The 12,654-nt window shown below is 72.5% G+C and carries 12 protein-coding genes and 1 riboswitch; of the genes, 9 read left to right on the top strand and 3 right to left on the bottom strand.

Annotation, left to right across the window (positions count from 1 at the left end; translation table 11 throughout):
• The first annotated feature begins 34 nt into the window (after positions 1-34).
• Both FHX78_RS03705 and FHX78_RS03700 read left to right on the top strand, forming a co-directional pair.
• Complete coding sequence (locus FHX78_RS03705; RefSeq protein ID WP_145866022.1) at positions 35-658, top strand: helix-turn-helix domain-containing protein; 624 nt, start codon at positions 35-37, stop codon at positions 656-658.
• Positions 655-783 carry a DUF6126 family protein gene (locus tag FHX78_RS03700; protein WP_145866021.1) on the top strand — a complete coding sequence of 43 codons (129 nt, stop codon included), beginning with the start codon at positions 655-657 and terminating at the stop codon, positions 781-783. The genes FHX78_RS03705 and FHX78_RS03700 overlap by 4 nt, the downstream gene beginning before the upstream one ends.
• Before the next feature lie 16 nt (positions 784-799).
• Here the strand turns inward: FHX78_RS03700 and FHX78_RS03695 are convergent, their stop codons facing one another.
• Positions 800-1,597: a tyrosine-protein phosphatase gene (locus FHX78_RS03695; RefSeq protein ID WP_145871618.1), complete on the bottom strand. Its 798-nt coding sequence runs from the start codon at positions 1,595-1,597 to the stop codon at positions 800-802.
• A gap of 187 nt (positions 1,598-1,784) precedes the next feature.
• Here FHX78_RS03695 and FHX78_RS03690 point away from each other — a divergent pair, with 187 nt between their 5' ends.
• The 6 genes from FHX78_RS03690 to FHX78_RS03665 all read left to right on the top strand — a co-directional run bounded on the left by FHX78_RS03690 (position 1,785) and on the right by FHX78_RS03665 (position 9,544).
• On the top strand, positions 1,785-3,854 hold the full coding sequence (locus tag FHX78_RS03690; protein ID WP_145866020.1) for an alpha-galactosidase: 2,070 nt from the start codon (positions 1,785-1,787) through the stop codon (positions 3,852-3,854).
• Between the two features lie 314 nt (positions 3,855-4,168).
• Positions 4,169-4,332, top strand: a riboswitch (cyclic di-AMP (ydaO/yuaA leader).
• Between the two features lie 2 nt (positions 4,333-4,334).
• Positions 4,335-5,264, top strand: coding sequence for a M23 family metallopeptidase (locus tag FHX78_RS03685; RefSeq protein WP_145866019.1), 930 nt, complete (start codon positions 4,335-4,337; stop codon positions 5,262-5,264).
• Positions 5,265-5,466: 202 nt separating this feature from the next.
• Positions 5,467-6,252 carry an SGNH/GDSL hydrolase family protein gene (locus FHX78_RS03680; protein ID WP_145871616.1) on the top strand — a complete coding sequence of 262 codons (786 nt, stop codon included), beginning with the start codon at positions 5,467-5,469 and terminating at the stop codon, positions 6,250-6,252.
• Positions 6,249-6,746, top strand: coding sequence for a GNAT family N-acetyltransferase (locus tag FHX78_RS03675; RefSeq protein WP_167531673.1), 498 nt, complete (start codon positions 6,249-6,251; stop codon positions 6,744-6,746). The genes FHX78_RS03680 and FHX78_RS03675 overlap by 4 nt, the downstream gene beginning before the upstream one ends.
• A 31-nt stretch (positions 6,747-6,777) precedes the next feature.
• Complete coding sequence (locus FHX78_RS03670) at positions 6,778-7,971, top strand: MBL fold metallo-hydrolase (RefSeq protein ID WP_167531672.1); 1,194 nt, start codon at positions 6,778-6,780, stop codon at positions 7,969-7,971.
• 253 nt (positions 7,972-8,224) lie between these two features.
• On the top strand, positions 8,225-9,544 hold the full coding sequence (locus FHX78_RS03665; RefSeq protein WP_229923919.1) for a COG1361 family protein: 1,320 nt from the start codon (positions 8,225-8,227) through the stop codon (positions 9,542-9,544).
• A 219-nt stretch (positions 9,545-9,763) separates the two neighbouring features.
• Here FHX78_RS03665 and FHX78_RS03660 read toward each other — a convergent pair whose 3' ends face one another.
• Together FHX78_RS03660 and FHX78_RS03655 are read right to left on the bottom strand one after the other, a co-directional pair.
• A complete protein-coding gene (locus FHX78_RS03660) occupies positions 9,764-10,552 on the bottom strand; it encodes a PASTA domain-containing protein (protein WP_145866017.1) in 789 nt (262 codons plus the stop codon).
• A 136-nt stretch (positions 10,553-10,688) separates the two neighbouring features.
• Positions 10,689-11,465: an alpha/beta fold hydrolase gene (locus FHX78_RS03655; RefSeq protein ID WP_145866016.1), complete on the bottom strand. Its 777-nt coding sequence runs from the start codon at positions 11,463-11,465 to the stop codon at positions 10,689-10,691.
• A 154-nt stretch (positions 11,466-11,619) separates the two neighbouring features.
• Between FHX78_RS03655 and FHX78_RS03650 the strand changes: the two genes are divergently transcribed.
• The gene (locus FHX78_RS03650; protein ID WP_145866015.1) at positions 11,620-12,618 is read left to right on the top strand and encodes an NAD(P)H-dependent flavin oxidoreductase; all 999 of its coding nucleotides are present in this window, start codon (positions 11,620-11,622) and stop codon (positions 12,616-12,618) included.
• Positions 12,619-12,654 lie beyond the last annotated feature (36 nt).

The following is a 12,654-nucleotide window of genomic DNA, read 5'->3' as shown; positions in this document are numbered from 1 at the left end:
TGCCAGTGAGGCAAACCTCGGGCTGAATGGAGGCATGAGCTCCTCCGAGACCGAGCCGTCGGCCGAGCCGGCCGGCGCCCTCCCCGTGGTCGCGCCGCAACTGCGCGCCCTGCGGCGACGGGCCTCCCTCACGCTGGAGGCCGCAGCCCGCGACGCGGGCCTGTCGCCCGCCCACCTCTCCCGGCTGGAGACCGGGCAGCGCCAGCCCTCGCTGCCGATGCTGCTCTCCCTCGCCCGTACCTACGGTACGACGGTCTCGGAGCTGCTCGGAGAGACGGCCGCCGACCGGGACGCCGTGGTGCGCGCCACCGACATGGAGCCCACGGCCGCGGGCGGCTGGACGTACTGGCAGGCCGGGGCCGCCGGGCGCGGCATGCAGGCCCTGCGGGTGCAGGTGCCGCACGGCTCCCAGGGCGACATCGTGCGCGTCCACCCCGGTGAGGAGTGGCTGTACGTGCTCAAGGGGCGGCTGCGGCTGCGCCTCGGGGACACCCTGCACCGCCTCGGCCCGGGCGACAGCGCGCACTTCGACTCGCTCACCCCGCACCGCATCGCGGCTCAGGACCCCGACGGGGTCGAGCTGCTGTTCGTCCACACCCTGCTGCAGAGTCCCACGGCCGCGCTGTGCCTGGGCCCGACCCACGGAGACGCGTCATGACCGGCAGAGACATGGAGGAGAAGTTCCCCCGGGCCCTGTGGGTGAGGCTGTTCATCTACATCGCGGTGGGGCACCTCTTCGCGGGCTTCATCTACTTCCTGTTCGAGGTGGGGGCGAAGAAGTAGGCCCGCGCCGGGTGGCTCAGTCGAGCAGGCGCTCGCGCAGCCGCTCCCGGAACTCCGGCGTGAGGCCGAGCCCCTGCTCCAGATAGGGGTCCACGCCGCCCCAGGTCTCCTCGACGGTCTCGAAGGCGGCCGACAGGTACTCCGCGCGCGCGTCGAACAGCGGGCTGAGCAGCTCCATGACCTCGGGGGAGTAGGCCGAGGCGGAGCTGCCGCTGCGGTGCACCTTGTAGCGGCGGTGCTTGGCGTTGGACTTCAGGTAGTCGTCCACGATCGCGTCCCGCTCGACGCCGACGGCGAGCAGCGTCACCGCCACCGACAGTCCCGCGCGGTCCTTGCCGGCCGCGCAGTGCATCAGCGCGGGGACGCTGTCGTCGGCGAGCGCGCGCAGCACCCGGGAGTGTTCGGCGGTGCGCTCCTTGATGATCAGACGGTAGGAGGCGATCATCCGGTCGGCGCCCTTGCCGTCCGCGAGGATCGAGCGCAGCTGGTCCAGGTCGCCGTCGCGGACCATCTTCCAGAACTCGGCGCCGTCGGCCGGGTCGCTGAGCGGAAGGTTCACATTCCGCACGCCCGGCAGCTCGACGTCCGGGCCCTCCAGCTTCTGGTCGGCCGCGTTGCGGAAGTCGAAGACGGTGTGCAGCCCGAGCGAGGCCAGGAAGGCGGCGTCCTCGGCGGTCGCGTGGGCGAGGTGGCCGCTGCGGAACAGCACCCCGTGCCGCACCCGTCGACCGTCCACGGTCGGCAGTCCGCCCACATCGCGAAAGTTGCGTACTCCGGCCAGCTCGGGTTCGGTCGACGGGATCTGCTGCGTCACGAAGGACTCCTCCCACTCGGCGCGCCGGCGCGGCTCGCCGACGGGCACCACACGACGATACGACATGCCTGCCTGGGGCAATGAGTTGTCCACAGGCATTGCCCGACCGCGCCCCGACCCCGATGATGTTGGCGTCTGATCGCACCTGTTCGGTTCTGTGGGAGGTTCGGTGGCGCAGGTCTCTTCAGTGACGCAGGTCTCCCCGGACGGCCGTACCTGGCTCCTCTCGGGTCCGGCCAGTGGCTACGCGCTGCATGTCACGGACCGGGACGAACTGGTCCATCTGCACTGGGGCCCGAGGATCGAGCCCGCCGACGCGGAGGCCCTCGCGCGGCGCCCGCTGCCGGACGACTGGCCGTTCGAGTCCCGGCTGGACGGGCGCGAGGAGTACCCGGTCGAAGGCGGTCCGCGCTTCACCCGCCCCGCGCTGTCCGTGCGCGCCGGCGCACGCCGGGGCACCGAGTGGGTCTTCGACGGGCACGAGACGGACGACGGCGAACTGCGCCTGTGCTTCCGTGACGGCGAGCTGACCGTGACCCTGCACTACCGGATGCGCGGCGATGTCGTCGAGCGCTGGGTGACCCTGCACAACCGGGGACCCGAGGTCGAGCTGATGCGCGCCGACTCCGCCACCTGGACCCTGCCCGACCGGGAGCACTGGCGGCTGTCCCAGCTGCACGGCCGCTGGGCCGCGGAGTCCCGGCTGGCCCGCTCCCCGCTGACCTACGGGGAGAAGGTCATCGGCAGCCGGCGCGGTCACACCGGGCACCAGCACCTGCCGTGGGTCGCGCTCGACACCGACGCGACCGAGGAGCGGGGCGAGGTCTACGGCTGCGCCCTCGGCTGGTCGGGGTCTTGGCGCATCGGTGTGCACCGCCTCCCCGACGCCCGCGTGCAGATCACCGGCGGCGCGGGGCACGACGACTCCGGCCTGCTGATGCTCGGCACCGGCGAGACGTACGTCACGCCGGTCTTCGCGGGCCTGTGGAGCGACGGCGGCTTCGGCGGCGCGAGCCGCGCGTGGCACGCCTACCAGCGGACGTTCGTCGTCCCCGACGCGGACCGGGACCGGCCGGTGCTCTTCAACTCCTGGGAGGCCACCGGCTTCGACATCGGCGAGGAGCAGCAGCGGGCGCTCGCCGAACGGGCCGCCGCGATGGGCGTCGAGCTGTTCGTGGTGGACGACGGCTGGTTCGGCGCGCGCACCGGCGACCGGGCAGGACTGGGCGACTGGACGCCCAACCCCGACCGCTTCCCGGGCGGCCTGAAGCCCCTCGCGGACCATGTGCACGGGCTCGGGATGCGGTTCGGCATCTGGGTCGAGCCGGAGATGGTCAACCCCGACAGCGACCTGTACCGGGCGCACCCCGACTGGGTGCAGTTCCAGCCGGGGCGCCGGCGCACGGAGTTCCGCAACCAGCTCGTCCTCAACCTCGCGCGCGACGACGTGCGGGAGCACCTCTGGCGCCGGCTCGACGCGCTGCTCTCCGGCGCCCCCGTCGACTACGTGAAATGGGACTTCAACCGCTGCTTCACCGACGCGGGCTGGCCCGACGACCCGTATCCGCAGCGGCTGTGGACCGACCACGTGCGCGGGCTGTACGCCCTGCTGGACCGGCTGCGGGCGGCCCACCCGGGGGTGGCCTTCGAATCCTGCTCGGGCGGCGGCGGCCGGATCGACCTGGGTGTCCTCTCGCGTACCGACCAGGTGTGGACCTCGGACAACACCGACCCCCTCGACCGGCTCGCCATCCAGCACGGCTTCAGCCAGCTCCACCCGGCCCGGGTCATGGCCGCCTGGGTCACCGACAGCCCGAACGCGATGCTCAACGGCCGGGTCAGCACGCTGCGCTTCCGGTTCGTCAGCGCGATGGCCGGAGTGCTGGGCATCGGCGGTGACCTCGCGCGGTGGAGCGGAGAGGAGCTCGCCGAGGCGCGGGAGTGGGTCGCGCTCTACAAGGAGATCCGGCCCGTGGTGCAGCGCGGCGACCTGTACCGGCTGCGTCCGCCGGAGGGCGGGCTGAGCGCGGTGCAGTACGTCCTCGGCGACGACACCGTCGTCCTCGCCTGTCTTCAGGCGCAGCACTACGGGGAGCCCGTGCCCGCGCTCCGGCTGCGCGGCCTCGACCCGGCCGCCTCGTACGAATGCCTCGAAACGGGCGAAGTGCACCGTGGTGCCGTCCTGCTGCACCACGGGCTGCTCACCGGTCTGCGGGGGGATCTGGACGCCGCGGTGTTCCGGCTGAGGCGCCTGTGATTGGATGATTAGGTCGTTCTGTCCGATTAAGTAGCTTCGGTATAACGTGCCCCGAAAGAAAGGGAGATGGGGAGGGGGTGCGTGAGCATCGTCATATCCGTGACGATGTGTTGTCGCCATGTTCACGTAATTTCGAGCAATGGCAAGGGAATTCGGCGCGGAATCGGAATCCCGGTCGACGCTCGGTGACGTCCTTTCCGTCCGTGGATCACGGAAAAAGGCATACCCGGAGAACCTCGCGCTTGTCCCTTCACGTCCGGGTCGCTTACGTTCGCCACCGATCCGGACGGACGCCTAATCCTGCCGCCGCCCGGAGCCCGCACACACTGACCCGTGTACGGCAGGAGCGGGGGACCCACAGGTACGACTGCCTGTTCCGGTCTCCGGAACGGCTTGGGGTTAAGCCGCGCGAAAGCGCGGCCGGGCATCTCCAGTCCGAACCCGACAGCTCACCTCGTAGGCGCCGGAGAGGAAATCGTCATGCCCGCGAAGGGTAAGCACCGCCGTACCAAGGCCCAGCGTTTCACCCGCTCCATAGCCGTCGCCGGAACCGGTGGCGCCGCGCTCGCCCTGCCGCTCCTCGGCGCCACCGGCGCGCACGCCGCCACGCCGCAGGCGGCCCCCGAGAAGGCCGTCCAGTCCCTTTCCGCGGCCGGCCAGAAGGCCGCCGCCCAGAAGAGCGACGACGCCCGCACGTACACCGTGAAGGCCGGCGACTACCTCGCCAGGATCGCCGAGACGCAGGACGTCGACGGCGGCTGGAAGAAGCTCTACGCGGACAACCGCGAGGTCGTCGGTGACGACCCGTCGCTCATCCACCCCGGTCTGAAGCTCTCCCTCGACGGCGAGGCCGCCAAGAGCGCGCCGGAGAAGTCCTCTTCCGCCGACCCGGCCGCTTCCGCCGAGCCGAAGGCCGAGAAGCCCGCCGCGAAGCCGTCCGAGCAGCCCTCGGCGGACACCTCCGCGCAGCAGACGACCACCGACCAGGCCGCGAACACCTCCGGTCACAGCTCCCCGGTGCCCGGCGGATCCCTCGGCACCGCCTACAAGGTGGCCGGCAGCATGTGGTCCAGCGGCTACCACACCGGTGTCGACTTCGCCGTCCCGACCGGCACCTCGCTGAAGGCCGTCGGTTCCGGCACGGTCGTCTCCGCGGGCTGGGCCGGCGCGTACGGGAACCAGGTCGTCATCAAGCTCGCCGACGGCTACTACGCCCAGTACGCCCACCTGTCCTCGCTGTCCGTCTCGGCCGGCCAGACCGTGAGCGGCGGCCAGCAGGTCGGCCTCTCCGGCTCCACCGGCAACTCGACCGGCCCGCACCTGCACTTCGAGATCCGCACCACGCCGGACTACGGCTCCGACGTCGACCCGGTCTCCTACCTCCGCTCCAAGGGTGTCGCCATCGGCTGACCCCGAGCGAACCGCCTGACACGCCGCCGAAGGCCGGACCCCGATCCCCGGGTCCGGCCTTCGCCGTATTCCGTAGTTGGCCAACATTTTGAGAGTGTCTTATCTCACCGACCGTCAACCCATTCCTACGGTCGCGTAGGTCACATTCCAAGGTGAATCATGAGCGGTTGTGGCAGACGATTCGAAGAATGACAGCAGAACAGTGATCGGGTCGTACGTGGCGGTGGGGGACAGCTTCACCGAGGGCGTCGGCGATCCCGGCCCCGACGGGGCGCTCGTCGGCTGGGCCGACCGGTTCGCCGTGCTTCTCGCCGACCTCCGGCCCGAAGGCGACTTCCAGTACACGAACCTCGCGGTGCGCGGAAAACTGCTGGACCAGGTCGTGGCGGACCAGGTGCCCCGCGCCGTCGAACTCGCCCCCGATCTCGTCTCGTTCTGTGCGGGCGGCAACGACATCCTCCGGCCGGGCAGCGACCCGGACGAGGTGGCCGAGCGTTTCGAGCGGGCGATCGCCGCGCTCAGCGCCGTGTCCGGCACGGTGATGGTGACGACCGGCTTCGACACCCGCGGCGTCCCCCTGCTCAAACACCTGCGCGGCAAGATCGCCACGTACAACGGGCACGTACGGGCCGTCGCCGACCGGTACGGCTGCCCCGTGCTCGACCTGTGGTCCCTCAGGAGCGTCCAGGACCGCAGGGCCTGGGACGCCGACCGGCTGCACCTGTCACCCGAGGGGCACACCCGCGTGGCGCTCCGCGCGGGCCAGGCCCTGGGCCTCCAGGTCCCCGCCGACCCGGAACAGCCCTGGCCGCCCCTGCCGCCCCGCGGCACGTTCGAGGTCCGCCGGGACGACGTCCACTGGGCCCGCGAGTACCTGGTGCCGTGGATCGGCCGCCGGCTGCGCGGCGAGTCCTCGGGGGACCACGTGACCGCCAAGGGCGCGCTGTCGCCGGACGACATCAAGGTACGGATCGCGTCGGTGGCGTGACGATCACGCGGGACTGGCGTGTGCGGCCGGCGGCCGCGGCGGACGTCGAGGCGGTGGCCGAACTGCGCGCGCTGGTGCTCCGCCCGGATCTGGAACGGCTCGGACGGTACGACGGCCGACGGGTGCGGCAGCGGCTCCGGGACGGCTTCGACCCCGCCCACACCTGGGTGATCGAGGTGGGCGGCGCCTTCGCCGGCTGCGTGGCGCTGCGGCCGGCGGAGGACGCCCACTGGCTGGAGCACTTCTACCTGGCGCCCGGGCACCAGGGCGACGGCATCGGCTCGGGCGTGCTGCGCGCGCTGCTGGAGCGGTGCGACCGCGCCGGGGCCGTCGTCCGGCTGAACGTGCTGCGGGGCAGTGCGGCCCGGCGGCTGTACGAACGGCACGGGTTCACGGCCGAGACCGAGGACCCGGTGGACGTGTTCATGGTGCGCCGGCCGCACCGGCCGTCCCTCCCGCATCCGGCCCCGCCCCGCCGGACCGGCCGCACATAATGGAATGTCTGACCGACGACCTGGAGGTACCGTGGCCGCTTTCCGTCTTCCGAGCTCCGGGCTCAGCGCCCTGCGGCCCGTGGCCTTCGGCGCGGACCCCACGGGCGAGCGCATGGCGCGCATCCGCAGATCCCCGCACTTCAGGGACGGCGTGTTCCAGAACCCGGGAGGCACCGCCAGGATCCGTCCCTCGGGCTCGACCCGGGACCTGGCGAAGACGTACATCGACAAGGAGAGCCGGTCCCGCCGCGCCCCGCAGGGCACGATCCCGGTGCACTCCACCACCCTCGCCGACCTCTCCCGCCCGCCGGCCACCGGTCTGCGCCTGACCTGGATGGGCCACTCCAGCGTGCTCGCGGAGATCGACGGGCACCGGGTCCTGTTCGACCCCGTCTGGGGCGAGCGCTGCTCGCCGTTCCCCTTCGCCGGGCCCCGGCGGCTGCACCCCGCGCCCCTGCCGCTGGCCGCGCTCGGCCCGGTCGACGTCGTGGTGATCTCGCACGACCACTACGACCACCTGGACCTGCCCACGATCAAGGCGCTGGCCGGCACGGACACGCTGTTCGCCGTGCCCCTGGGCGTCGGGGCGCACCTGGAGCGCTGGGGCGTCTCCGCCGACCGGCTGCGCGAGCTGGACTGGCACGAGGCGACGAAGGTCGGCGGGCTCACCCTGACCGCCACCCCCGCCCGTCACTTCTGCGGCCGGGGACTGCGCAACACCCAGCACACCCTCTGGGCCTCCTGGGTGGCCGCGGGCGAGGAGCACCGGATCTACCACAGCGGTGACACCGGCTACTTCGAGGGCTTCCAGGACATCGGCGCCGACCACGGCCCGTTCGACGCCACGATGATCCAGGTCGGCGCGTACTCGGACTTCTGGCCCGACATCCACATGACGCCCGAGGAGGGTGTCCGCGCGCACCTCGACCTCCAGGGAGGCGGTCCGGGCGGGGTGCTGCTGCCGATCCACTGGGGGACGTTCAACCTGGCGCCGCACGCGTGGGCGGAGCCGGGGGAGTGGATGAAGGACGCGGCCGAGGAGGCCGGGCAGGCGGTGGCGTTCCCGCGTCCGGGTGAGCCGTTCGAGCCGGCGGGGGAGCTGCCGGGGGAGGCGTGGTGGCGGGCGCTGTCGGGTCCGCTCGCGCGTCCGTGGCACCGTCCCCGGGTCGCCGGGGGCGCGGCCGGGACGAGCAGGGGGGATCTCGACCTCGCCGGGGAGCGGTGACGCCGGGGGGAAGAGGCGCGGAGGCCGGAGCGTCTTTCGCTCTCCTGGGTGCCGGTCACGGGACAGGGCGCGAGGTCCTGAGTGGCCCTGAACAGGGCCGGAAACCGGGGAGCGGTGGGATTCCCTGTCGTGTGATGATCCTTCCGGTGCGCCGGGGGCTTCCGGCGCACCAGTCGCCGTAACACACCCTTGGGGGGTAGCAATGAGTCTGTTATCCGCTGGACGCCCGGTACGTCTCAGATCCGGTGCCGCCGTGGCGGTGGCGACCGGTCTGCTGGTGACCGGCCTCGCCTCGCCCGCGTTCGCCGCCGACGACCCGCCCCAGACCGACCAGCTGTGGATCAACACGCCGTACGAGCAGACGCTGCCGATCGGTACCGACGGCGGTCGGCCGGAGTCCCGCACGCTCGGCGTCGGCCTCTCCCACGACAACGACAACTTCACGGTGACCGACGGCAGGCTCACCGTCGACATCTCCGACCTCGCCGGGGTCGCCGAGGTGGCCTGGTCCGACAACTGCACGCCGAGCGGCGCCGGCGCGGTGTGCGACATCCCCGTGGTCCCCGCGACCGGGGGCGACTACGAGGACCAGGTGTACCTGACGGTCCGTGCGGCCGACGGCGCCGAAGTCGGCGCGCGGGGCAGGATCACCTACGAGGCGACGGCCACCGGCGGCCCCGACGGGACGCTCACCGCGCCGCACGAGAGCTTCGACACCACGCTCACCGTCGGCGCCGGACCCGACCTCGCCATCGACCCCGTCGCCGACATCGAGGACGGTCTGCCCGGCGACGAGCGGACGATCCCGTTCAAGGTCACCAACAAGGGCAACCGGAGCGCGAACGGGTTCACCGTCAAGCTGTTCGCCTCGTACGGCCTGACGGAGCTGACCCGGTACGACGCCTGCGCCTACACCACGTCGGACGGCGGCGACTACGCGCCGTCGACCAGGGCGACCTGCACGTTCGATCAGGTACTGGCGCCGGGCGACTCCTTCGAGCTGCCCGAGCCGCTGACGGTGCGACTCGCCCCGCACGCGCTGAGCGAGCGGCTCGACATCGACGTCGAACCGGGCGGCGGCGCCCAGGACATCGACTCCGAGAACGACTACCAGGCCCTCCGGATCGGCGCGGAGAACACCGCGGACTTCTCCGTGACCGGTGACACCGTCTCCGGCACGGCGGGCGAGACGGCCACGGCCGAACTCACCTTCGAGAACAAGGGCCCGGCCTGGTTCGGCAACCTCGGCTCCGGCGACCCGGTCGCCGAGGTCCGGCTGGTTGTTCCCGCAGGCCTCACGGTCACCGGCGTGCCGTCCGGCTGTTCCCCGCGCACCCTCGACGGCGGCTACCACCCGAAGCAGACGGGCGCCCCGCGCTACGACTGCACCCTGCGGTACTGGGTGCTGGAGGACACCCGGCGCACCTTCGCGTTCTCCGTGCGCATCGACACGGTGGTGCCCGGCGCGACCGGTGCCGTGAGCCTCCACCCCTCGTTCGGCGAGTTCGGCGAGCACCCCTTCGACTTCGACCCGGATCTCGGCAACAACACGGCGGTCCTGGCCGTCAACTGACCGGTCCGCGGGTCCGGAGCAGCGGCCCGAGCGGCTGCTCCGGACCCGGGGTCCTGACGCCGGGGACGCGCTCGTCACCCGGCGACGTCGACTCCGTATCCGCGGGGTGCGTGCGTCCGGAGAGGCCGTGGCCTTGGCCGGCGGACCGTGGGCGCCAGGCGGGCCCCGTCAACTCCGTGACGTAGGTGGCCCGGTGTCCCGCCGTGGCCCGGCCGGCGGTCAGGGACAGGACTCCTCGAACTTGACCGCCTTGAGCGTGACCGGCTGCCCGTCGAGCGATGCGCCGGCGGCCGGTTCCTGCGTGCACACCTTCCAATTCGATTCGACCAGCACCCAGCGGTCGTCCGGCAGCGCGTCCTCCACCGTGAGGGAGACACCGGAGTCCAGGGCGGAACGCGCGGCCTTCACCGACTTCCCGGTGAAGTCCGGCATCGTGCCGCCGTCGGCGGTGGGAGGCTTCTCGTCCTTCGCCGGGCAGTCCTCCTCCAGCTTCACCGCCCCGAAGTCGAGGTCGGTGTCGGTCGGCTTCGAGGTGCCGGCCTTCACGTTCTGACTGCACACCTTCCAGTTCCGGTCGAACGCCTGCATGCGTTCCCGGCCCAGCGCGTCGTGTGAAGTGAGCCCGTGGAAACCGGCCTTCTGCGCCGTGTCCTGTGCCGACTGCAGGCCCATGCCCACGAAGTCGGGGACGGTTGCCGTCTCGGGCGCGTCCGCGGACGGCTTGTCGTCGCCGGCCGGCTCGGCGGCCGCGGTCCGGGAGGGCTCGGCGGTGGCCGTCCGCGTCACCGTGACGGTGGGCTGCGGCCCGCCCTTGCCGCTGACGCTCGTTCCGTCCCCTTCGGCCTCGCCGGCGGAGCCGACGCCGACCCCGACGAAGAAGACGAGAAACGCGGCCGGGATCGCGATGCGCTTCCGTGCCCACTTCGGCGTTCCGCCGGGCTGCGCAGGCGGCTCGGACGGGGGTCCGGCGAACTGCGGCTGTGCGGGCGGCATCTGGCTGTACGACATGCGTCTCCCATGAATCAATTGGTGCCAGATGACCGTAAGGGGTGTGAAGTGCCGACAGAGCGGCCGGGAGGGGTAAGTGACGGAATTGTGATGGGAAGGTGAGCGTTCAACGGTTCTCCGGCGTCGCCCGGCCGGATCAGACGCCGAGGGCGTCGAGCACCACCCGGGTGACCTGCCCGGGGTCGTCGGACATCGGTACGTGCCCGCAGCCCTTGAGGGAGACGTGCCGGGTGCCTGGCAGCAGTCGGGCCGCCCTGAGCGCCTGGTGGGGCGGGGTCATCAGGTCCCGCGTGCCCCAGCCGACCGTGACCGGAACCTCCGGCGTGAAGGGCCGCAGCCGGTAGGCGCGCACAGCACGCCGCGTCGGCTCGAAGCCGGGGGAGCGGACCAGGGTGCGCAGCGCGCCGGCGGCCGCCGCCTCCGGGATCCGCCAGGGCCGGGCGGCGAGCTGCCAGAAGGCCACGGTGCGCCCGACCGGGTGTGCGGCGATCCAGCCGGGACGCTCGCCGCAGGCTCGTGCCACCGCGTGGGCCACGCGGAGCGAACCGAGAGCGTAGGCGGCCTCGGGGCCGGTCCACAGCCCGATGGGGGACAGCGTGACGGCGCCGCCGACCGCGCCGCTGCGCGCCAGTTCCAGGGCGACGGCCCCGCCGAGGGAGTTCCCCACGACGGGCGGGCGGGTGAGCCCGGCGCGGGGGAGCCACTCGGCGACGGCGGCGGCCAGTGCCTCGACGGTGGAGGTGGTCCCTGCGGGGAGCGGGGGGCTGTCACCGAAGCCCGGGAGGTCGACGGCCACCACCTCGTGCTCACGGGCGAGACGGTCCAGGACAGGCGTCCAGCCGTCGCGGTCGAGTTGGCGGACGACCAGCAGGGGCGGCCCGCTGCCGAGTCGCCGCGACACCAGGTCGGGCATGTCCGCATGCTAGGAGGACGGGCCGGGACCCGCATCCGGGCACGGGAGGACGAGGGTGTCCGTCGACCGGGTTCGACAGGTGGCCGGGAACCGTCCCGCCTAGGCTTGATGTCCGGGAAGTCCCTGGCTCGGGGTCCTGCGGAAGGAAGGCGCCATGCTGCGGACACCGGTGTGCGGAGTGCTGGGCATCGAGGTGCCGATCGTGCAGGGGCCGCTCGGCGGGCCCTGGCAGCAGAGCATGCGGCTCGCCGCGGCCGTCGGCAACGCCGGGGCGCTGGGCAGTGTCCCCACCACACTGCGCACGCCGGCGCAGGTCCGCGAGGACGTACGCCGGCTGCGCGATCTCACCGACCGCCCGTTCGCGCTGAACATGACCCGGCGGCCCTTCGACCCCGAGGTCTTCGAGGCGGTGATCGCCGAGGCGCCACCGGTGTTCTCCTTCGCGCTCGGCGAACCGGACGGCCTGGTGCCCCGCGTCCACCAAGCCGGCGCGGTCTTCGTGCAGCAGGTGACGACGGTCGAGCAGGCGGTGCGCGCGGCCGAGGCCGGCGTCGACGTGATCAGCGCCCAGGGCACCGAAGCGGGCGGGTTCTGCGGCGATGTCAGCACCATGGCGCTGGTGCCGCAGGTCGTCGACGCCGTCCACCCGGTGCCGGTCCTCGCCTCCGGCGGCGTCGCCGACGGTCGGGGCATCGCCGCGGCACTGGCCCTGGGCGCGCAGGGCGTGAACATCGGCACCCGCTTCCTGGCCTCGGCCGAATGCGGGGTCAGCGACGACTGGAAGGCGGCGATCGTCTCCGCCGCCAGTCAGGACGCCGTCAAAGTGGAGTTCGTCGACCACATCCTGCCCCCGCCCACCGAGGGCGGGTACACGACCGTCCCCCGGTCGCTGCGCACCCGGTTCGTCGAGGAGGGGAACGCCGGCCCCGAGGAGGCCGCCGCCCGGGCCGACGCGTTGCGCGGCGAGGTGATGACATCGATGCGCGACGGCACCGCGCACGAACTGATCCCGTTGACGGGCCAGACCGCCGGCCTCGTCCACGACGTCGCCCCGGCCGCCGAACTCGTCCACCGGCTGATCGCCGAGGCGGAGGCGACGCTCCGCGCGCTCGCCGGCCTCGCGTCGGCGCACGGCGAGGGCGGACCCGGGTAGGCGCGGCCGGCGTCGGCGGCGCGCGGCGGAAGTACC

It is taken from the genome of Streptomyces capillispiralis, from assembly GCF_007829875.1.
Classification (GTDB): domain Bacteria; phylum Actinomycetota; class Actinomycetes; order Streptomycetales; family Streptomycetaceae; genus Streptomyces; species Streptomyces capillispiralis.
The sequence above is the reverse complement of the archived record's forward strand: the minus strand, read 5'-3'. Positions and strand labels throughout refer to the sequence as shown.